Genomic DNA, 21,198 nt, shown 5'->3' on the forward strand with positions numbered 1-21,198 from the left:
TAAATATAGTAGATGTATAGATTGATGAAGGGAGTAGTGTATATGCAAAAACCCCAAAAAGGAGACATGATCTTTACAACTAGGTTTGCCTACAATCACTACGGAATATACTCTGGACGAAATAAAGTCATACACTACTGCAAGATTGATGGTAGTTGCTGTGATGGTGAGATTCGAGAAACTAGCTTAGATGAATTTTTAGATGGCGATACGCTTCATATATGCAAGTTTGATCGCAACTTTTTTGTCGGGATTGGATTAGATCTGATAGATTGTGCTCTTATGACCGTATTCGGTAAACTTATTCCTGATGATATATGTCGAAGAGCAACCTTACGGTTTAGACAGGAGCATAGAGACAAGAATTTACATATTTTTACACCCGAAACTGTAGTGAGTAGAGCAAAATCAAAAATTGGTACACATGATTATAATCTTTTTGGAAACAACTATGAACAGAGACTCTGTGAACATTTTGCAATGTGGTGTAAAACGGGAATACCTATTTCTGCACAAGTTGACTTAGATTGAAGATACAATCAGTATTGGAAATTCTGTGTATACTTCAATAGGAAACAGCCCCGAAGGGCTGTCCCGCTTTGGTGTTGGTCTTAGTTGAACTTTTCCATCAGGATTGCGTAGGCTTGGTAACCAATTTTCGTTTCCGGTTCCATGTTCCATCCCCTCTCGTAGTGAAGGATTGTTTTTCCGTTTGCTCGGCATTCCAGCTTGGAAATTCTGCCGCCATCGATCCCGAATTCTGAACCTTCCTCGTAGTGTTTTACCCAGTACCGAACCTTGGTCCCTTCAATCTCGATTTCGCCTTTGCTCCACATGGTTGCATCCTCCTCCGCTTGTTGGGGTGTTTTCTTTTGGTATGTGTATATTCGCTCTAAACGCAAATTATAGCAAGCGATTATCGGATAAATTCTGTGTATACACAGCGCACATTTTGGATTATTTTCCATTGTCTTCTGGTCGATGTTTCAGCAGGTAAAATTTGTCGACCAAGGGGATAAGGGACAGGGATGAGCCGTTGTCCCAGCGGACCAAAATCTGGCCTGCATCATCGACTCCCCTTATCTCGCCCACCGTGCCTTCCGGCGGAGCCTGCGGTTCATCGTGCATCTCCACAAGCATCACGATGCGCCCCGGAGGGTAGATGGAGCGCAGCCGCTCCACCTCCTCTCTGCTGGGAAAGCCCATCTTGTCAGCTTTCCTCATGCTCTGCCGCCTCCTTCTTTTTGCTGGACTTGAAGCTGGCATTGCCGGAAAGGTTAGCCATAAGGATTTTCCTCGTGGTCTTGTACTCATTGCCAATCAGCCCAAGGCGCAGGAGGAAACACCGGAAAGCGTATTTTTCGTTGTCCACCGCCTTAGCCTTGGCGGTGACACGCTTCTGCGTCCGTGCCATCTCGCAGAGCTTGCCGATAAAATCCTGCGTTGCCTTTGCCTTCTCCGGCTCAATCTCGCCGGTCAGCCAGTTGAAGGTGATGCGATCTTCAGTAGCTGTGTAGGTTACTTCTTCGATGCCAAATGCCTTCTTGATAAGATTACCCTTACTCTCCAGCAGATGGTCGAGATTTCCCAAGGCGGCATCCGTGAAGGATTCCCTTGGCAGGCTGATGGAAAGGCTGTCTGCCACAGGCTCCTGCTCTTCGGTCGGCTGCTTTTCTTTCGGCAAATCCTCATGGGCTTCGCATTCAAAGCCTGCCTTTGCCAAGGATTCCAAGACCTGCTCAACCATCTCGGTATCCGTGCGGTCGGCAAAAATCAATGTGCCATTCTTCGTAATCTCGAAATCCCCCACCTGGTAGGAAAAGCTTGGTGCTCCAAGATACTTGATTTCCCAGCTTTCCAATGCCTCGCTGACTACCTTCACCATTTCCTTGCGGCGGTCGCCGCTTACGTTGTACCGTACTTCCATTTTCGTGACCTCCTTTGTGTCAACCTTATCTTTTGGTAGTCACATATTCCCTCTAAGCACTGGAAATAGCAAGCGATTTGTGTTGTATACAATTTATCAGTTCAAAGTCGCCTGCTCAAAATCCGTGATACCCCTAGCGATAGCACGGGCAAACTCGTCCTGCTTGGTACGGAGCAGAACCTCATCCTCGGCATTGTCGATAAAAGCCGTTTCCACCAGCACCGATACGGCATCCGTATTAGATAGTACATATAGACCGTTTTTGCCCGGTACTGCACCCTTTACGCCACGATCTGCCGTGCCAAGCGCCCCAATAATCTGGCGCTGAATGCACTCGGCCAGCTGTTTGCCATATTTGCTGGTATGGTAATGCCAAGTCTCCGTACCATTGACTACACCGTTAAAGGCATTGCAGTGGATTGATACAAACACATCTGCATCAATGTTGTTCGATGCACAGACAACCTCATACAAGCTATCCGACTGCAAATTGCCGGATACAGAAACGCCGGCCTTGGTGAGATGCTTCTCTACAAGGTCGGCGATATTTTTGGCCACATCACATTCTCTAAGTCCAGTGCCGCTGTTGACAGCACCGGGGTCAGGGCATCCACAAGGCGCATGGCCGGCATTTAAGAATACACGCATAAGTCAGTCCTCCTTCGGTTTGGGAACATCGACATAGGGAATCTTTGCCCCATCCCGTTCCACATATACATCTGCAAAATTTCCATCATGGGCAGCGGCATAACGCTGCACCGCAACATCTACGAACTTCGGCTCCAGCTCCACGCCATAGCAGATACGCCCTAACTGGTCGCAGGCGATAAGCGTTGACGCTGAGCCAAGAAAACCGTCCAGCACAAGACCATTGGTTTGGGTACATTGCTTGATGAGGTAGGCAACCAGCGGCACCGGCTTGCTGGACGGATGACCGCAGCCATCTTCCTTCGAGTTCTTGATGCGGTCGAATTCAAACACCGTGGTCTGCTTCTGATCGCCATACCATGTATGCTTGCCATCCTTGCGCCAGCCCCAGATAATTGGTTCATGGATGTACTTCCAATCGGTGCGCGTAAGCACCAGCCGGTTCTTCTTCCAGACCAGTCCTGCCCCAACTTTAAAGCCCGCATCCTCATAAGCGTCATGGAAAATGCGGGCTTTTGCCGTAGCGTAGAAAACATATATCGAAGCATCCTTCACCATGGCTTCATGGAAACAACCGAAGGCTTTGGTCAGGAATTGGTATGCCTCTTTGTCGGAGAGGTCATCGTTTTTGATTTTGCCGGAGGTGCTCTCTAGATTGACCATATACGGTGGGTCGGTGCATACCAGATTTACTTGCTCATCACCGAGCAGCCGCCGATAGGTTTCCGGCAAGGTAGAATCACCGCAGATAACCCGGTGCTTGCCCAAGTGCCACACATCTCCTGCCTTGGAAATACACGGCTTTTCCAGTTCCTCATCCACATCAAAATCGTCCTCTTTAGCATCGCCATCTTCATCCGCAAAGAGGTCAGCCAGTTCCTTTTCGTCGAAGCCTGTCAGCCCAAGGTCAAAATCCATGCCCTGCAGGGCTTCAATCTCGACACGGAGCATATCTTCATCCCAGTCAGCGTCCATGGCATAGCGGTTGTCGGCAAGGATATAGGCTTTTTTCTGTGCCTCGGTGAGATAGTCCACAAACACACATGGCACTTCAGCAATATGCTCTTCCTTGGCTGCCATCAGTCTGCCATGTCCAGCTATGACATTGAAATCCCTGTCGATAATGACAGGATTCACAAAACCGAACTCCCGTAGCGATGAGCGCAGCTTGGTTATCTGCTCCGGCGAATGCGTCCGAGCGTTATTCACATAAGGCACCAGCTTGTCGATGGGGACAAGCTGCATATCTGTAGTTGTTTTTCCCAAGTAATACACCTCCCAAAATTTTATCCAAGCCAAGCAGGAAAACACACCTGCGCCGCAGAAAACTATCCGCAGATAGTTTTCCATAAGAACGACAAAAGCGAGAGCCGCCAATGGTTCTCGCTTTCTTTATCCTTTTCGTGAACGGAGCAGCCGTTCCATCACATCATCCTGCGGATTGGCTCCGCTGTAACCCTCCGAGCAGTTTTCCTTCACAACCTGGTAAATCTGATACCACAGCTGGTTGGCCTGCTTCATGTACTGCAAGCTGATGTTCACATAAGGAGATACGATAGCCGCCCCAGTCGTTGGATGCTTGGCAAGGAATCCGTAATTTGAAATTGCATCCTGACATTGAATCCAACGAGACACGGTCATAGCGTAGTGCTCAATAAGCTCCGGGCTGACCAGTTCGGCACAGCCCTTTTCATTCAGCCAGTTCCATGTCTTTTCGTAAATCTCCACAGCGTAATTTTCCTGCCTGTTCTTCTGGGGCGCTTTGAGGTACTCCTTGGGAGCGGGCATTTCCATGCCCTTAAGATTAGCCGTTGGCAGCACCGTCACCTTGGCGGTCTTGCCTTCGTTGATTTTATCGGCGAGGGCTTTCTTCTTACGCCCAGCACCTGCTCTGGCACCGCCGCGATTTGTTCCGTCTTTGGCCATTCTCATCTCTCCCTTCCCTCGTTTGATTTCTTGATTTTTTCAAACGTTTTTCAAACAAAATCGGCGTTTTTCAAAGGACTATGCGACCTTTCGACATTGCCGTGAACCCCGTACAATCGGCAGTCAGCGGACTTTGCCACCGCCCTGCCCTATTCCCCTGTTTGAAAAATGATTTTTTCGCGTGTGCCCCCACGCCGGACGGGGCTTCGCGGGCTTTTTAAGATTTCGACCGCCCCTGTCCCTATCCTTACAACAATTTGCTTTACATCGTAAACCGAATGGATTATAATCAAAGCAAAGGTGGTGTTAATCATGGCAACTGTACCAACTCAAATAAGAATTGACCGTGACATCAAAGAGCAAGCCGGTGCGCTGTTCGCAGGGCTTGGCTTAGATATGTCCGGCGCCGTGAATATGTTTCTGCATCAGTGCGTCCTTCGCGGTGGCATTCCTTTTTCCATTGAGATGCCACACTACAAGCAAAGCACTCTGGCAGCAATGGAAGATGCTCGGCGCATTTCTCGCGACCCCAATGTTCCCAGCTATGACAGCATGGATGACTTAAAGAGGGCACTAGAAGAATGACCTATCATGTAAAATTTACCAATGCCTACAAGAAAAGTTACAAACGAGCCAAGAAACGTGGCTTGAATCTTCAGCTGCTTGATGATGTTGTCGAGGAACTGCGGCAGGGGCACAAACTGGATGCCAAATACCGTGACCACGAACTTCATGGCAATTGGGCTGGATTCCGTGAGTGCCACATTCAGCCAGACTGGCTTCTGATTTACCTCATCGAAGACGATGTCCTCACCCTAACCTTGGCTGAAACAGGAACCCATGCAGAATTGCTCAATCTATAAGCTGTCCATTAGGACGGCTTTTTTCTTTGGTGAACCTTCTCATGACAGCTGATGCACAGGCTTTGCAGGTTGCTCTCGTCATGAGTGCCGCCATCTGCCAGCGGTTTGATGTGATGCACCAGCTTGGCCGCAGTGAATTTGCCCTGACTCTGACACTGTTCACAGAGCGGATGGCTGCTGATGTAGCGGTTTCGAACCTTACGCCAGTTCTCATCGTACCGCTTGTGGTGGTCGTAGCCACGGGCGAAGTGCTCGTAGTGCCGTTCCATCATCTTGCGATGGTCTTCGCAGTAACCGCTTTTGTGGTCTGTCAGCTTTGGGCAGCCACCATACCGACAGGGTCGCTTTGGTTTTCTTGGCACTCTGGTTCACCTCGATTCCGGGCACTAAAAAACCTCCTCAGGGATTGCTCCCTTTGGAGGTCTTCATCTTTTTATTTCATGTTACCATTTTAGCACTTTGAGGTAGGAATTCTAGTGAATTTTTGTGCACTCTTTATTTTTTCCCAAGATTTTTTCTACAGCGGCGAGTCCCTTAGAATGCAGGATGTGTACCCAGCGGGAGCCGTAATGCATCTCTGCCGCAATCTCCTCCCAAGACTTGAAGCTGAGATACCGGAGTTCCAACAGCATCAGGCAGTTAGTGTCCTGCACCTTGCTGAGTGTCTTCATGACACCTCGCTTCAAATCTACCAGATGGTCAATGTCATCGTTGATTTCGTTCTCCAAGGCAATGATGTTATCGATGGTGTCTGCCATCCGCTGAACATTCCGTGTGCCGCTGACAGGCTCCGTTCCCAAGGTTGATGTGGCTTTGGTAGCCATGTCTTTCAGTGATGCCAGCTGATTCAGTTTGCTGTTTATCCGCTGGTCAGCCCAGTATGCCTGCTTCAGATATTCCTTTGCTGTCATTTCTGATTCCCTCCCAGGTTAGCTTTTACTGCATCAATCAAGGCGGTCTGCGTCTTGTCCTTCCGCTCCAAAGCCTTCATGACATCTTCATCAATCGTGCCCTCGGTGATGATGTGGATGATGCTGACGGTGTCTTTCTGCCCTTGACGATAGAGCCGGGCATTGGTCTGCTGATAGAGTTCCAAACTCCATGTCAAACTGAACCAAATGAGAATAGAGCCGCCTTTCTGCAGGTTCAGTCCGTGACCTGCTGATGCTGGATGGATAAGTGCCACAGGAATCTTTCCTACGTTCCAGTCGGCAATGTCCTGACTGGTCTTTATCTCCCTGACCTTCAGTCTCTCCTTAATGCGCTCGGCTTCATGCTTGAACCAATATGCCACCAGCACCGGTCTGCCGTTGGCACTTTCCACCAAGTCCTCCAAGACATCCAGTTTTTGGGCATGGATGACATGAGCCGTGCCATCGCCATCATAGACAGCACCGCCAGCCATCTGCAGGAGCTTATTGGACAGAGCCGCTGCACTTACGGCATCAATCTCGGTGTCGCCCACGGACACCACCAAGTCCTTTTTAAGACTGTCGTAGGCGCGGCGCTCCTTTGCCGTCATGGCTACAGTCTTGGTGCTCACCACCAGCGGTGGCAGCTTGAGATAATCTGCCGACTTCATGGAGATGGTCACATCGCTTATCCGCCGATAGATTTCTTCCTCTGCCCCAGCCTTGGGCTTGTAAGAAAAGACTATCTGCTGATTGCGCCTGTCCGGAAGGAAAAACTCATCGCGGTAGTGACCGATGAACCTGCCCAGCCGCTTGCCCATGTCCAGCAGGCGGAACTCAGCCCACAAGTCCATAAGTCCATTAGAACTTGGTGTCCCCGTCAACCCCACAATTCTTTTCACCAGAGGACGTACCCGCATAAGAGCCTTGAACCTCCTGGCCTGTCTAGACTTGAAGGAACTCAGCTCGTCAATGACCACCATGTCAAAGTCAAAGGTGTTGTGGCTCACCAGCCAGTCCACATTTTCTCTGTTGATGATGGTGACCTCGGCTCTCTGCTGAAGGGCAGCTATCCGCTTGGCGGTACTGCCCACAGCCACGGCATAGGTCAGATTGGAAAGGTGACTCCACTTCTGTATCTCTGCAGGCCATGTGTCCCGTGCTACACGGAGAGGGGCAATAATCAGCACCCTGCTGACCTCAAAACTATCATGCAAGAGTTCTTCAATCGCGGTCAGGGTGATTACCGTCTTGCCAAGACCGCAGTCAAGAAAAATGGCTGCGACCGGATTCTTCACAATGAAGTCAGTGGCAAAGTCCTGATACTGATGCGGTGAATAGTCCATCATGCCATCTCCTTCTTGTAAAGCGGCCAGCCGATGCCGTTCACCGTCTTGATGCTGCCCCAATAGACACCTTCCCTGGCAACCTTCAGTTTTACCAGCACATAACGGGGATAAACCTTCAACACCGTGCCAATGGCAGGAATAGCAGAACTGCTGCTCCTGCCCAGTCTGATTGCGCTATCGCAGGCTCCGTAGCTGTTGAAATCAATCTTGTCACCGGGCTTAATGCCAGCCATCATTTTGTCTACATGGCTAAGTTCCATTTTGCTCACTCTCCAATCGCATCCAGCACAGAGCCAATCTGCTCTACGCCATCAATTACAAATACCTTAAAACCCATTTTTCTCATCTGCTGTATACGGCGTACCTGTATCGGTCTGGGCTTTTTCCCAGGCGCCTTGAGTTCCACAAAGCCCATCTTGCCATCAGGCAGCATCACGATGCGGTCAGGAACTCCAATGCAACCTGGGCTGACAAACTTCAATGCCACACCTCTGCGCCGTACCGTTTCCACCACGAGTTTGCGTTCGATATCTCTTTCACGCATAATGTCCTCCCATCCGCGTCATTAAGCCATTTTTAGCTCCAATGAGCAGGTCGGAGCAAGTCATTACATAAACCTCTCTATATAGGATTTTTAGGTAAAAAACAGCCCTAAAGGGGGTTTTATATAAGACCTGCTCCGACCTGCTCACTCAGATATTTCAGGTCAGGAATTCACGACCTTCAATCAGCATCAAACCGTCAACCATTATGCCTTTTCTTGTCTTATGTTTCTTAAAACCACGCAGTTCCAAGGCAGAATAGAAGTCTGTCGTACTACGCACATACTCGCCTGTACTAGCAGCATAAGCCCGATAGGCGTTATACAATGCTCCTGATTTTTCGTGATAGGTCTTGTCCACCAGGCAGCATTCCTCTAGGAAATGCCCCAGCCAGTCATTGTTATCGCGATAGGCATCGATGGCACTTTCTACACAAGAAGGTCTGTCCAAATGAAATCCGCTCTGGATGACCTTCTGCGCCCCTTCAATGACCCAGGCAAGCACCGCTGGCCCAGCCTCATCAAAGAGGTAATCAGAATAGTTCTTGATGTCGCTATTCCCCTCAATAACAGCATCGAAAGGGATGACCAGCAATCGCCGCCAAGTACCTGGGTCATTGGCACCTACCCTCGGCAGATGGTTAGTGTAGAGCACCAGGGTATGGCTCGGCGTAAAATGGAACGGGTCTTTGTACTTCTTCTCAGCCTGGACGGCATCCGTGGAACAAAGCTGCTTGATGAGTGATGTGTTGAGCCGCATACCCTCGTCAAGCTCTGCCGCAATCAGCATACGTTTTCCCTTGGCTTCGGCCAGTTCCGGTTTCACATTCCGCTTGCAGCCAACGGTCAAAGTGTCTGCTGAGATATTGCCACTGTACGTCCCTAGCACTCTGGCGATAGTGTTCCAAAAGGTTGACTTGCCATTGCGACCATCACCATAGGCAATGATGAGAGACTCCACATACACCTTGCCCACTGCTGCCAGTCCAACAATCTGCTGCACGTAATCCATAAGTTCGATGTCACCGCAGAAGAATGTTCCCATGGCATCCTGCCAAATCTTCGCCCCCTGCTCCCCCGGTGCGACAAAAGTAACCTTGGTAGCATAGTCAGAAGGCGAATGTTCCTTTCTGCCAGACAGCCCCAGCCGCAGGTCGTATGCTCCATTCGGTGTATTCAGCAGAAAAGCGTCATGGTCAAGGTCATCCACCTTGATTTCCAGCATAGGTTTTGCCGCCTGCAGGGCAGACAGTACATACTTCATGTCCCGGCGTTTCTGTACAAAGGCAAGGTAACTAATAGCCGACTGATAACGAGCGTATGCCTTCATCTGCGCTTCCGTGATTTCCTTTTCCAGCGTCCTGCCGCCCTTGGCCAGTTTTTCCTGTGCCACGCCCAAGTCTGTAAGTTCCTTGACTGCCGCCTTAACTTCATCCTGAGCATCAGCCAGTTGCAAATCCAGGAATTCCTCCATGGCACCAATGGCCTGTGCCCTTGATTCATTCCAGGTAACGCCGTCATAGCGAAGATAATCTGTGGCGGGCGTGTACTTGAGTTCATCTCGGTATTCCCTGGCCAGTACCTTGGCCTGTCCAATATCGCTGTAATCTGCAGGTTTCAAAGATATATGTTGGAACTCATACTCCTCTGGCGGCACATAATCAGGCTGCCCCTGTACCCTTTTGGCAAAGCCCTCTGCACTATGCCAAATTTTGTCCAGTTCCTCATCGGACAGAGGCGGCTCACACTTGGCGGCTTTCTCAAGAAAAATCTCATGAGCCCGTTCCGTTGCCCCATAACGCTTCACCAGCTTGCCTGCAAAATGTGACATAGTACTGTTGCGTTGTCCCTGCGGTATACTTTCCGTTGTCTGACAGGCCAGCACCACCTGTTCAATGGACTGTTCCCCTTCGTGCCAGACTACCTTCTCACAGGGATGTCCATAAATGAACCGCGCCGCATCAAGAGCGTTGCCATCAAAAAAGGGAAACCTTGCCTGAATGGCACGTTTCAGCCCGGCATATTCCCCTGCCTCCTCTATAGGTTCATGAGGAAAATACACATGGAACCTGGGGCGTGGTGACTTGCCGTCCTTTACTTCCCCATCATGCCGGCTGGTAGCCAGTACATAACTCACATCCGGCAACATATCTGCCAGCTTTTCCGGCATTACCCACTCAGCAGAAACATCTGAATGGTCATTATCGCAATCCATCACTAGCACATCCGCACTCTGGAAATTTCCCACGCTACGCCTACATCCTTGGAATGCAGCACAAACATGGTCAACCGCCACTGCCGCCATGAACTCAGCCTCACTGCTAATCCGGCATTCATGCGGATAGCACACATTCTTCTCATTGCCACGGCAGTCAGCCGTATGTAACGTAAACCTCATACTCTTGTTACCTCCTTCAAATCACGGGTGAAATACCGCACCCGCTTGCCCTCATCTGCTGCCATCTCGATTTCCATGGTCATACCCTCGGTAATCTCGCCAAAGGCCCAGACTTCATCACATCTGCGCAGGAGCAGGCAGTCCATCTTCATGGCCAGCCCCCGCTCTGTTGCCTCAGTGACAAACTGCGGAAAGAGCAAGTGCGGGGCTATCGGCACACGCTTCTTACTCACCACGAACCGACAGTAATTTCTGGCTCTCAGTACATTCACCCGCTCATTGCCGCGATAGGCAGAGCAGACATACACTACTGGCCAGGCATTACGGCGTTCAGCCGCCTCGACCTTCGCCAGGGCAGATTGAGCCGTAGTATCTGCATAGCCCTCAGAATTAAATCTCTCAATACACATACATCAATCCTCCCTTTCGATAAGCGGCAGGATGCCACGTGCCTTCAGAAAATCGTAAAGGAACAGCCTGCCTTTCTGAGTCCAGTAAGTATGCGGTTTGGCATGCTGAGTGCCATCTTCGCCAGCATAGTTATGGGTCTTGGTGCTGGTGTACCCCTGCTCTGCATATTGCTGGTACAAAAGCCAGATGCCGCTCTGTTTGAACTGAATTCCTTGTTCATGCAGATAGGCATTGAGCCGTTTTGCCGACCAGCCATAATCCTTGGCAATGGTGGTAATGGACATCAAATCCGGGCACTGCAGGATAAGGTCGTAATAGCTGACCTTCGGCTGCATTTCGGCAATCTGCTGATTCTGCACGGCCACCGTTCCTTCCAGCGACCTGCGCTTTTCACGCTCGGACTTGAGTTCCTGTAAAGCCTTGATGACAATATCCGGATTTGCCAGAATCTCATCCACTGCATAAAGACCATGCTTGCGGATAGACGGCAGCACCTCGGAGGTTACCCAACGTTTAAACGCCTTTGCTTTCGGCAGTTTGCTGGTAAGGATGAGGCTATAAAGACCAGACTCGTTGATAAGCCAACCACCACGCTGTCCCAAACTCAACGCCGTTTTGTCGTTGAGTTTATCTTCCTCATCCACATGCATGGCGATTGCTTTGTTGGTATCAGCGTATCCGAGGATTTCTGCCACATCCTTGCCCACGAAAAACGGCTCACCGTTGACCTCCATGGTACGCACCTTGCCGAACTCTTTGTTCTCGAAAACCTGAATCATAATGTTGTCCTCCTGCCCTATGGGCGATAGAATTGTTAACTCCTACATATAGAGGCGAAAAAATCAACCCCTTCATAGGTAAGAGGACAAAATAGGCCACCTTGGTCACCCAAAAATAAAAAAAGGAGCAGATTTTTCTGCCCCTGCATAAATCAGTCTTTTTTGTAATACCGGCACTCATAGCCATCTGCTCGAAGAATCAGCCCCGGTGCCCATGGCGGTGTGCGCCCCATTTTATCGCAGACTTCCTCCAAGGAGAACCCCTGCTCTGCCTCAATAATCAGTTCATCATGGACGTGCATGACGATTCGCGCATCACCAAGAGTCTGCATGGCATAGCAGAGCACATCTCTGGCCACCGCTTGGGTGATATTCTCCACCAGTTTGCCTGCGAAAGTCTCGATGCGTTCCCACTTCTTGGCAGCACCAATGCCCATGTAAGTGACGGAATCGCTACCGAACCGATTCTCACCTATCCGTGGCTGCACATAGGATAAATGCCTGCCGCTCGGCAGTTCAATGAACAGCATGCCACTCCGGCAGACAAACTGTATGCCATGAGTTTCCGTAGTGGTTTTCTTCTTCACAGCCTCCTTGGCGGCCCTGTCCACATCCCACCAAAACTTCACGATATTAGGATTGGCCTCCCGCCATGCGTCAACCGATGGCTGAAGTTCATCTTCCTTCATGCCAGCCTCCAATGCTCCCATAGCCTTTAAGGCACCGACGGAGCCGCCATAGCCACAGGACAAAGTTGCCTGCTTTCCCTTTTGTCGAAGTTCACCGTTCTGGCCATGCTTTACCACTGGCACATGAAACATCTTTTCGGCACAGGCGCAGTAAATGTCACCGTTATTGGCAAAGACATCCAACACCCACTGTTCACCTGCCAACCATGCCAGAACACGACACTCGATAGCTGAAAAATCGGCCACTATGAATTTATAACCAGGTTTCGGCACAAAGGCTGTGCGGATAAGCTGGGAGAGCACATCCGGCACGGAATCATACAGAAGATGCAGGGCATCATAGTTTCCCCGCCTTACCAGCTGACGGGCTTCATCCAAATCTAGCATACTGTTCCGAGCAAGATTTTGTAATTGCACCAGCCGCCCTGCGAACCTGCCACTGCGATTGGCTCCGTAAAATTGGAAAAGGCCACGTGCCCTGTCATCTGCTCCAGCCACATTGACCATGGCGGTGTATTTCTTGACGCTGGATTTAGAGAGTTGCTGCCGCAAGGCAAGCAGTTCATGTACCTGCCCCGTAGTCTCCTTAAGCAGGCGTTCCACCTCTGATTTTGCCAGTGAATCCACGGATATGCCGTTACTTGCCAACCATTCCTTGAGCTGGATTGGAGAGTTTGGATTTTCCAATCCTGTGATGGCCTGTGCACGTTTAAGATTCTCCTCCGTACACTTCTGACTGATAGCTATGGCATTTCGCACCAAAGACATATCTACCAGAATGCCACAGTCATTGATTTCCTGATCCTGATGGTATTCCCGCCAAACTGAGTCTGGCACAGGAAACTTGGCCAGCCGTTCCTTGATGGCAAGTTCCACTTCCACATCACGCTGATTATATTTTTTGAACAGCTCCCACTTATCCGGGGCATCGGCGGGCAAGTTACGTTTGCGGCCACCATTGGTCTTGGTCGGCTTGCAGGGACAACAAAAGTAGCGGATAAGGTCTTGTCCTTCTGCCATTTTCTGCTGCTCCAAGCCCAGCACCGCACCTACTGACTTCAGCGACAGCGGCAGTCCCATATAGGCAGACCACACCATAGAACAATACCACGATGCCGGGTCTAGAAACTTCCCCTCTGCCAGCAAGCCCTTATCCTGCAGGAACCTGGCAATACAGGTACGCTCAAAGGTACAGTTAAATGCCCATTTGGATGTTTCATCATCCAGTAGAGCCGACAGGATTTCCTGCGGTAATTCCTCTCCATGGGTGAAGTCCACCACATGAACAGCACCGCCATCCACCGAATAGCCAAAGAGCAGGATTTCAAAATCCGGGCTTGCGGCGTATTTATACACCCCGGATTTTGATAAATCCACGCTGCTGAATGTTTCAATATCTATGCTTAAAACCATTTTGTGCCTCCTATGCAAAAGGCAGCGACCCTAAAGCCGCCGCCCTGCAAAACTTAATTACTTTTAGGACAGAAAGTCATCGTCTGCACCGTCCAAAGCGGTGAAATCATCCGTGGCACTGGTACGCCCGCCCAAAGGCTCACCATCCTTAACCTTCTGCAAATTATTCAGCCCACAGGCAACGCCCTTGTTGCCGTTACTGTTGAAGGCATACAGAGAAATCGAGGCACGGACATAGCAGCCGCTATAAACCTCGTTCCTGTCCAGAATAGGACGCACGGCACGGTCGACAATCTGCGGAGCCGTTTTGCTATTGGCATTGATGAAGAAGGCATCCTTGTATGCCTCATCCTCACGCTCCGTATCCCCATCACGAAGAGGCAGTTTCAGTGCAGCTTTGTTTGGCTTCTTGCCGCCAAACTTGCCGATGCCCTCAGTGATAGCAGCCTCAACGGCCTCCTCAACAGCCTTTATGGTCTTCTTGTCGCTCTTAGGGATGATGAGCGATGCAGAATACTTCGGCTCCCCGCCATTGATACTGGCAGGCTCCCACACATGCTCATAGCTGAGACGAACGATACCGGTGATTACTTTTGTCTTAAGATTGTTAGCCATTTTCTTTTTCCTCCAAATTCGTAAACTCTGAAACTACATCTATTGCCGGACGCTTGTCGCTCTCTGGCACAAGTGTCGGCTTGCCTTGCGGCTTTATAATCAAACCGCCTAAGACCTCGTTGAATGTTGCCTTTCCCATCAGTTTTTCCATACTGGTAAGGGTGATGAGTTTATGCTCGAAGATGTCCTTAAAGCCAGCAGATTTTGCGGCTTCAGCCACCTTTCCCTCATCAGCATATTTTCTGACGGAACGACCTGCCACAAGTTTGTAGCCCGACCATTTCTTGCCATGGTTGACTGCTGACTCTAAAGCATAGGCAGAAATCGCATTAGCCCACTTGACCAGTTCCGGCAGTCGAGGCAGCAGGTCTGCTATCTCCTCATCTGTTAATAGTGGTGGCAGGCGAAACTCATCCTGCGCCACAGTCAGCTGGGCTTCGGCTCTTGCCCTGCAACGGGGAGATGCCCTACAGAACTGGCACCAGGCACCTGCCGCAAACTCGCCTTCACCTTTAAAGGCCATCTGTGCTCTGGGCTTTACCGTTTTCTCGGCCCAGGTCATAAGTTCATCAGCAGAGATAGACCAAGAAGTGGACACGTTCTCACGGCGAGGCTGGTAGATGGACATTCTGACCTTGGACACATCGTAGAGACTGCCAAACATGGTCAGTGCTCCCAGTGCATAAAGCATCATCTGTGGATTCTGCTCAGCATCTACCAGCACCCCAAGACCATATTTGAAGTCAATGACGTGGAGAATGCCGTCACCTACAATAAGGCAATCTGCTGTACCAAAGGACTCTGGCACAAATTCTCTCAAGTCCAGTTTTTGCTCAATACACACCATGGCATTGGGAATTTCCTGCATCTGCTCCACCACAAAAGCCACATAACCATCGGCGCAGTCCTCCATCTCATCGGAGTCAAAATCCGAATGAGGACGGCGGCTCCGGCGTTTCAGTGCCTTCTTTAACTTGTGCTCACAAAGAGCATGAGCCGCTGTGCCTTCTTCTGCCGCCTCCCCAGCAGAGTTAGGAAACTGTGTTTCAAGACTTGCTGACGGTGTACAGTGGACAAGCCACCGTTCTGCCCCGGATGGAGACAATTTTGCATGTGCTCTTGCCGCCATCTCAAAGCACCTCCGCTTTAGCCTTGAGGGCTGCATAATCCTTGGGATCTACTGCTGAAAGTTTTGCAGCACCAAAATCCTGCAAGAGCTTACGCACCTCGTCTGTGTGCCCAGCACTGCTTTTCTCTGCCAAAACTGCCCGGACTTCTTCCAGCATCACTTTGGGCTGAGCAGGCTTAACATCTTCTGTTGCCTTTGCGTCCGATACTGCCTGCTTATCACCAGCATCACGCAACAGATAAATCGCCAGCGTTTCCAGCCCCTCGGCCAGTTTGTGCATGCTGTCCACTACGCTTGCCAGCGTTTGCATTTCATCTTGCTTCATCATTTGTACCTCCTCAAAATCTTCCTTGCGGCGTTTCTGGCTATAAGGCTGATAACCAGAAGACTTGGATTTTGCATTTCTCATTCCCCCCTTCACCAATTAGAGGACAGGAACGTCGATTTTGGTCACCAGCTTTTATAAAAAACTTTCGAGGTGCTTTCGTAAAGGCGGCAAAACCTTGTCCATCCGCTTATGAACACTGGTCTTGGACTTAAATCCCAGCTCCTTGGCAATATCCCTTTCTGACATACCATTGGCCTTCATCAACAGTATTTTGAGGGCAGTGAGGGCAAGTTTACCGACAGCCTTGTACATCTCCTCATAGGCTTTCTGCTTTGCTAAAGTATCTGCCACATCATCATCGGACAACAATTCCCTGCTATCCTTATCATCCAAAAAATTGAATGATTCTTTTAAATATGTCTGATGTAGGCACTTCTCGCAGTTCTGAGATTGACATAATTTTCTATTATTTTTATATAAACATTCCAGTTCACGTTTTGCACGGCGGTCTTCACGCCAGATGGGCCGCATTATCTTCATGTATTTTTCTGCATCCACGGGCACATAGATAGGCTTTCCTGCTACCTTGAGAAACCTCTCGCCATTTTCGCGTCGGGTAATAAGCTCCTCTAAATTAGTGCTACGGCTTTCGCCGCCTTCGTGAATCAGGATTGCCTTGGGTACATAAGCTTCCAGGTTAGCGCAAAAAACAAATCTAAATCCGCGTTTCTGGAGAGCGTGAACCTCTTTACTGGTGTAGTCGTTAATTGTCGAATTGAGCAGAACTTTCATTTTCGTGTCCTCCCTGCCTGAATCCGCAGGTGACACGAGATACAAAAGGGAGGCTACCCTGTTATATGTAGCCTCCCCGTGATGCCAAATTACGCACAGCGATAAAGGCTACCCCATACCGATACTCGCTGTTGCCATAGCAACATTGGTTTTCGATATGTGTATCCTCGTGCCGTTATACGTAATCAGGCTCGATAATATTTTGTTCCTAAGTACCCCCGACAGACGGTGTACTCAAATCATCTGAGACGATGATATCACACTAAGAATTTCTACTCCTTGAACTCTGTTCAAGGACTGCCCCCATATGTATCAAGGGTTCTTAGCGCATCAAATCTGTTTCATCTCGGTGATACGACAATTTTCCCTTGAAGAAAGTTCAATAAAATATTTTCACGACGCTACCTCCTTAAAAAAGCACAAAAAAATAGACCGAAGATATTTGTACTAAATATCTTCGGTCGTTACCTATGATAGTTATGTAGTTTTCTGTTTTGCCTGCTGTTTTTTCTTCTTATGCGGATTTTTTATAAGACTTTCCTTACCGTCTGCCTCGAGGTCTGTTACAATATCATCATAATCCGATGCCCATCGAATCGTTAGTAGCTGATTATAAATATTGTTATCCTGTGATTTTGTCGGATTTATGGATATGTTCGCCCGGTCTAAGAGTTCCGAACTGACGGGAAAGGGAACATGGATGCCCAAACACGCAGAAACCACATTCAAAGTATTAAGATTGCTCCCCTTTTGCATATTAGATATCGTCCGATTGTCGAGACCTGTAGTACTTCGCAGAAGCTCTGTGCTGCAACTGCAAATTCTGCGACTCATCAATTCTCTAAGCGAAGGACCAAAATCCAAGCGATAAATTTCATCAAGCATTCTTTCGCTTATCTCGCTTACCAAGCTATAATGTTTCAGAATATCGTCATTAATTTCGTCAACATAATGAAATGTTTTATCTGCCTGATCAGCCGGCAATTTTATATAATGAAGTTTCCCCTCATCATCCTCATAGAACTGCAAGAAGCATTTATCTTCGTTTTCTTCATCCTTTGCATAATCGGTAAGACGCCAATTTCCGTCTGGGTCTTTCTTGGCATATTTCTTATCAAATGGACAAACTCGACCTTCGATGCAAGCATATGCCCCCGATTTCATAAGTGCAGACAGGGCAGGACTTTCTTCACACCATTTAGCCAATTTTTTGGCTTTGACTTTTGTGGTTTTCTTTTTGTCATTTATATCGTCAGGTGGATTCGAGTCACTATCGTTGCCCGAAACTGATCCTTCACCTTCTGTAGAATTCTTTTCGCTACCATAAGGTGCAAAGTCCTCATGCACTTCATTATACCTGTCATAACCTTCGTTCAAAAGGAACATACGTAAATATTCATCGATGTGCATTCTCAAATCTACTTCTTTGAGTTCAGTTCTTTCAACTCTGGTAAAAAACCGTCTTGCCTTGCCCAAATCAACAGATTTTACCAAATCCTCGAACCTTCCGAAGTCATCAATTGTTGTTTCGGTGACTTTGCGATGCAGGAGGTCGCGGAGCTGCTCTTCATTACAGCCAAGCCTATGCACAACTCGTTTTATACGATTGCTTTCCTCAGCTTCCTTATATAAACTGATGTAGTCACGAAAAGTCTTGTCCTCCGTTACTTTCACTTTTCCGTCCTGTATATCTTGAAGGAATAATTTGGCATATTCCTGATCGTCACGCCCCAGCATGGCAAAGGATTTATGCAGGATTTTCAGCATCTTTTCCTTTTGCTCGGCGTCAGCACCATCATCCATCACAATATGCAAGTATTTCTTGAAGCGTGTATTCATATAGTCGGTATCAATGGCATCTGTATTGATTTCCGTCAAATGCGTATCGATATCGAAGGGGACATCGTCCTGTCTTCCGCCACCGCCGCCACTTACGAGTTCCTTGTATCGTCTGGCAAGGGTCAGATACTCCTCATGGGTAAAGGCAAGTACTATTGTCCGCTCATCCTTTAATTCGTCAAAAACATATTCATGCTGATCCCAGTGGAATCCTTGGATGGAGGCCGCCTCCAAATAGGTGTTGAATTCTGCGAACCATTTAGCGAATTTTTTGCAGTCGGACTTCTCCTGCGGCAACTCACCAAAATTCTGAACACCTGCAGCCTCAAACAATTCCAGAATATCCGCAAAGATGCGATTCATGTTTTCCAGATTGTCCGGCAATTTATCAACAAACAGTCCCTTGGGAATATTCCCGGAATAGGCTTCTACGGCTTCTTTAATATTGCGCTCCATAAGATGCGGTTTGCGGTAATAGCGAATCGTGCCGAATGGCTTGTCCGGGCCGAATAAGCGATTGGTTCTTGAAAATGCCTGTATCAGGTTTTCGTAGTCCATCACCTTATCCATGTAAAGCGTATTAATCCATTTAGAATCATAGCCGGTAAGCATTTGATTGACTACAATCAAAATGTCAATCTGGTCTTTTCGCTCGATATGATTATATGGTTTCTTATGTGCTAGACGAAGTTGCACATCTTCACGGAATTTATCGTAAGAAGGGATGGAAAACTCTACATCGAACATTTTCCTGTAGTCATCTAAAATTTCTACAATACCATCCTCTTTGTCCAGAGTTCCGCCACCTTCGTTGTCAATATTGGGATCGAAAACCGCCGTTATATTAAGTCCGGGGAGCATTTCCTTTGCCATACGATAATATTCTACCGCCTCTGGGATATTGCTGGTAGCAAAGATGGCGTGAAACTTCCCTGCCTGACTTAAAACCTCCCAGTTCCTGGCGATATCCTCGAGAACTGCTCCCTTGTGTTCACGTCTCGTGTATTGAGCGTTTGGCACAAGTTCCTCAATACCTTTTATGTAGCGTGTGCCCCTTTGAAATCCCAGCATAGGCACTTCATTTCTGTTCATGTAGCGATAATATACTTTCGCTTTGCGTTTGTCCGCCAAAGCCTCCTCAACGGTATTTGCCTTTGCTTTGTAGAGTGCTACCGCTTTTCTTAAGTCAGAATCACGGTAGGTCATGACCATATATGGGTCAAATCCCAGTACATTTTTGTCCCGAATCCCATCGGCAAGAGTATAGCGATGGATTTCATCGCCGAAAATTGTGGTGGTGGTATTGCCCTTCTTTTCGTTTACATCCTGAATCGGCGTGCCGGTAAAACCAAAAATAATGGCATACTTAAACGTGTCCTTGATGTTTGTGAGCATTTCGCCAAATGTGGAGCGATGGGCTTCATCGATGATAATGACGATTTTTTTGGCGACGATTTTATTAAGGTCAGCTGTTTTGATATTCTCGTTGTCCTTGGTGATGTTACTGAGTTTTTGTATGGATGTCACAATGAGCGAGTCATCCCGACTGTTGCTCTTCAGCTTGGCCATCAGGACAGTACCGTCCTCCGTGCCGTGAACAACCGTGCGGTTGCCGGAAAAATCATTGTAATCATCAAGAGCCTGTTTGCCGAGGGCGCGTCTGTCCACCAAAAAAATTACCTTGTCGGCATCATGGAAACTGTCAATGAGCTGCGCCGCCTTGAAGCTGGTGAGAGTCTTGCCTGAGCCGGTAGTATGCCAAACATATCCTCCCAAGGGATTCAGGTCGCGCCAGTCCTTGTGTTTTACCTTCTCTGCAATTTTGTCGGCGGCGTAATATTGGTAGCTGCGCATAACCTTTAGGGTATTGTCTTTTTCATCGGCTATGGTGTAAAAACCGATGAGCGTATGCGCCATGGGAATGTTTAGGAGTCTTGAGACCACATCCTTCCAATTGGTGAAGGCTATATTCTCCTCGTTCGCCCAATGAAAATAAAATGCCTTGTTGAATGGTGCATCGGGACCGGGATTGGCAAAATAGACAGTCTCATCCGGTGTCATGGCTACAAAAACCTGCACGAGAGAGAAAAGCCCGGTGAACACCCCCTCATGGGCATATTTCTCGATTTGATTATAAGCTTGGCTTACGGGGACATCGCTCCGCTTGAGTTCGATATGGATAACGGGCATACCGTTAATTAACAGCATAAGGTCGCCACGGCGGTCATTTAGGACAGGCGCGGTCTTGAATTTCGGCTGGCGGGCGATTTTATAGCTACTCTCCCCGTTGGCGATTTCATTGGGGTCATAAATTTTCAGGCTGACTTCTTTGCCATAGTGAAGTGTGTCATCAGGATTGTCCCGGCGAATGGACACACTTTTCCCGTTGATGAAGTCATTGAGCCTCCACGGAGTTCTTAAAGCGTATATCTGCTCCATAAGCTGCTGCATCTCGCTGTCCGTCAAAGGGCAGTCGTTCAGGCTGTCAATCTGGCGGTTGTTTTGGAAGAGAATATCCGCCCAATTTTTGATAAGTTCCTCCTCCGTTGGATATTCGATGATTCCCTGTTTCCAGCCTCGGTCAATGAGGAGGTTGATAACGGCATCCTCGAATTCCTTTTCCGTGCGAAAGGTCATATT

At 48.7% G+C, this 21,198-nt stretch carries 23 protein-coding genes; 3 read left to right on the plus strand and 20 right to left on the minus strand.

Annotated features, from left to right (window positions below; all coding sequences use genetic code 11):
* Positions 1–42: 42 nt before the first annotated feature.
* A complete protein-coding gene (locus G598_RS0101865) occupies positions 43–531 on the plus strand; it encodes a lecithin retinol acyltransferase family protein (RefSeq protein ID WP_026765505.1) in 489 nt (162 codons plus the stop codon).
* A gap of 80 nt (positions 532–611) precedes the next feature.
* Here G598_RS0101865 and G598_RS0101870 read toward each other — a convergent pair whose 3' ends face one another.
* The 6 genes from G598_RS0101870 to G598_RS0101895 form a co-directional block, all read right to left on the minus strand.
* Positions 612–836: a DUF7678 domain-containing protein gene (locus G598_RS0101870; RefSeq protein ID WP_026765506.1), complete on the minus strand. Its 225-nt coding sequence runs from the start codon at positions 834–836 to the stop codon at positions 612–614.
* A gap of 121 nt (positions 837–957) precedes the next feature.
* A complete protein-coding gene (locus G598_RS0101875; protein WP_026765507.1) occupies positions 958–1,206 on the minus strand; it encodes a DUF4314 domain-containing protein in 249 nt (82 codons plus the stop codon).
* A 4-nt stretch (positions 1,207–1,210) separates the two neighbouring features.
* A complete protein-coding gene (locus G598_RS0101880; RefSeq protein WP_026765508.1) occupies positions 1,211–1,927 on the minus strand; it encodes a hypothetical protein in 717 nt (238 codons plus the stop codon).
* Positions 1,928–2,023: 96 nt separating this feature from the next.
* On the minus strand, positions 2,024–2,575 hold the full coding sequence (locus G598_RS0101885; RefSeq protein WP_026765509.1) for an N-acetylmuramoyl-L-alanine amidase family protein: 552 nt from the start codon (positions 2,573–2,575) through the stop codon (positions 2,024–2,026).
* Positions 2,576–2,578: 3 nt separating this feature from the next.
* A complete protein-coding gene (locus G598_RS0101890; RefSeq protein WP_026765510.1) occupies positions 2,579–3,841 on the minus strand; it encodes a site-specific DNA-methyltransferase in 1,263 nt (420 codons plus the stop codon).
* Positions 3,842–3,967: 126 nt separating this feature from the next.
* The gene (locus G598_RS0101895) at positions 3,968–4,501 is read right to left on the minus strand and encodes a P27 family phage terminase small subunit (RefSeq protein ID WP_026765511.1); all 534 of its coding nucleotides are present in this window, start codon (positions 4,499–4,501) and stop codon (positions 3,968–3,970) included.
* A 312-nt stretch (positions 4,502–4,813) separates the two neighbouring features.
* Here G598_RS0101895 and G598_RS0101900 point away from each other — a divergent pair, with 312 nt between their 5' ends.
* Both G598_RS0101900 and G598_RS0101905 read left to right on the plus strand, forming a co-directional pair.
* A complete protein-coding gene (locus tag G598_RS0101900; protein WP_026765512.1) occupies positions 4,814–5,086 on the plus strand; it encodes a type II toxin-antitoxin system RelB/DinJ family antitoxin in 273 nt (90 codons plus the stop codon).
* Positions 5,083–5,364: a type II toxin-antitoxin system YafQ family toxin gene (locus G598_RS0101905; RefSeq protein WP_026765513.1), complete on the plus strand. Its 282-nt coding sequence runs from the start codon at positions 5,083–5,085 to the stop codon at positions 5,362–5,364. The genes G598_RS0101900 and G598_RS0101905 overlap by 4 nt, the downstream gene beginning before the upstream one ends.
* 8 nt (positions 5,365–5,372) lie before the next feature.
* Here G598_RS0101905 and G598_RS18885 read toward each other — a convergent pair whose 3' ends face one another.
* The 14 genes from G598_RS18885 to G598_RS0101975 all read right to left on the minus strand — a co-directional run bounded on the left by G598_RS18885 (position 5,373) and on the right by G598_RS0101975 (position 21,195).
* Complete coding sequence (locus G598_RS18885; protein ID WP_026765514.1) at positions 5,373–5,726, minus strand: HNH endonuclease; 354 nt, start codon at positions 5,724–5,726, stop codon at positions 5,373–5,375.
* A 111-nt stretch (positions 5,727–5,837) separates the two neighbouring features.
* Positions 5,838–6,275, minus strand: coding sequence for a hypothetical protein (locus G598_RS0101915; protein ID WP_026765515.1), 438 nt, complete (start codon positions 6,273–6,275; stop codon positions 5,838–5,840).
* Positions 6,272–7,621 (minus strand): DEAD/DEAH box helicase, encoded by a 1,350-nt coding sequence (locus G598_RS0101920; protein WP_026765516.1) that lies wholly within the window; start codon positions 7,619–7,621, stop codon positions 6,272–6,274. The genes G598_RS0101915 and G598_RS0101920 overlap by 4 nt, the downstream gene beginning before the upstream one ends.
* Complete coding sequence (locus G598_RS0101925; protein WP_026765517.1) at positions 7,621–7,884, minus strand: hypothetical protein; 264 nt, start codon at positions 7,882–7,884, stop codon at positions 7,621–7,623. The genes G598_RS0101920 and G598_RS0101925 overlap by 1 nt, the downstream gene beginning before the upstream one ends.
* A 5-nt stretch (positions 7,885–7,889) precedes the next feature.
* Entirely contained in the window at positions 7,890–8,168 is a 279-nt protein-coding gene (locus G598_RS0101930) for a VRR-NUC domain-containing protein (protein WP_026765518.1), read from the minus strand.
* A gap of 157 nt (positions 8,169–8,325) precedes the next feature.
* On the minus strand, positions 8,326–10,563 hold the full coding sequence (locus G598_RS0101935) for a phage/plasmid primase, P4 family (RefSeq protein WP_026765519.1): 2,238 nt from the start codon (positions 10,561–10,563) through the stop codon (positions 8,326–8,328).
* A complete protein-coding gene (locus G598_RS0101940) occupies positions 10,560–10,973 on the minus strand; it encodes a DUF7768 domain-containing protein (protein ID WP_026765520.1) in 414 nt (137 codons plus the stop codon). Before G598_RS0101940 ends, G598_RS0101935 begins: the two co-directional genes overlap by 4 nt.
* 3 nt (positions 10,974–10,976) lie before the next feature.
* Positions 10,977–11,753, minus strand: a complete 777-nt coding sequence (locus G598_RS0101945; protein WP_037362931.1) for a phage antirepressor — start codon at positions 11,751–11,753, stop codon at positions 10,977–10,979.
* Between the two features lie 152 nt (positions 11,754–11,905).
* The gene (locus tag G598_RS0101950) at positions 11,906–13,855 is read right to left on the minus strand and encodes a DNA polymerase (protein WP_026765522.1); all 1,950 of its coding nucleotides are present in this window, start codon (positions 13,853–13,855) and stop codon (positions 11,906–11,908) included.
* Positions 13,856–13,918: 63 nt separating this feature from the next.
* Entirely contained in the window at positions 13,919–14,470 is a 552-nt protein-coding gene (locus tag G598_RS0101955) for a DUF2815 family protein (RefSeq protein ID WP_026765523.1), read from the minus strand.
* The gene (locus G598_RS0101960; protein WP_026765524.1) at positions 14,463–15,599 is read right to left on the minus strand and encodes a DUF2800 domain-containing protein; all 1,137 of its coding nucleotides are present in this window, start codon (positions 15,597–15,599) and stop codon (positions 14,463–14,465) included. Before G598_RS0101960 ends, G598_RS0101955 begins: the two co-directional genes overlap by 8 nt.
* 1 nt (position 15,600) lies before the next feature.
* The gene (locus tag G598_RS0101965; RefSeq protein WP_080656914.1) at positions 15,601–16,008 is read right to left on the minus strand and encodes a hypothetical protein; all 408 of its coding nucleotides are present in this window, start codon (positions 16,006–16,008) and stop codon (positions 15,601–15,603) included.
* A gap of 51 nt (positions 16,009–16,059) precedes the next feature.
* A complete protein-coding gene (locus G598_RS0101970) occupies positions 16,060–16,719 on the minus strand; it encodes a hypothetical protein (protein ID WP_026765526.1) in 660 nt (219 codons plus the stop codon).
* Positions 16,720–17,196: 477 nt separating this feature from the next.
* Positions 17,197–21,195 carry a type I restriction endonuclease subunit R gene (locus G598_RS0101975; protein WP_026765527.1) on the minus strand — a complete coding sequence of 1,333 codons (3,999 nt, stop codon included), beginning with the start codon at positions 21,193–21,195 and terminating at the stop codon, positions 17,197–17,199.
* Positions 21,196–21,198 lie beyond the last annotated feature (3 nt).

The sequence above is a fragment of the Selenomonas ruminantium subsp. ruminantium ATCC 12561 genome, assembly GCF_000424065.1.
Lineage (GTDB): Bacteria > Bacillota > Negativicutes > Selenomonadales > Selenomonadaceae > Selenomonas_A > Selenomonas_A ruminantium.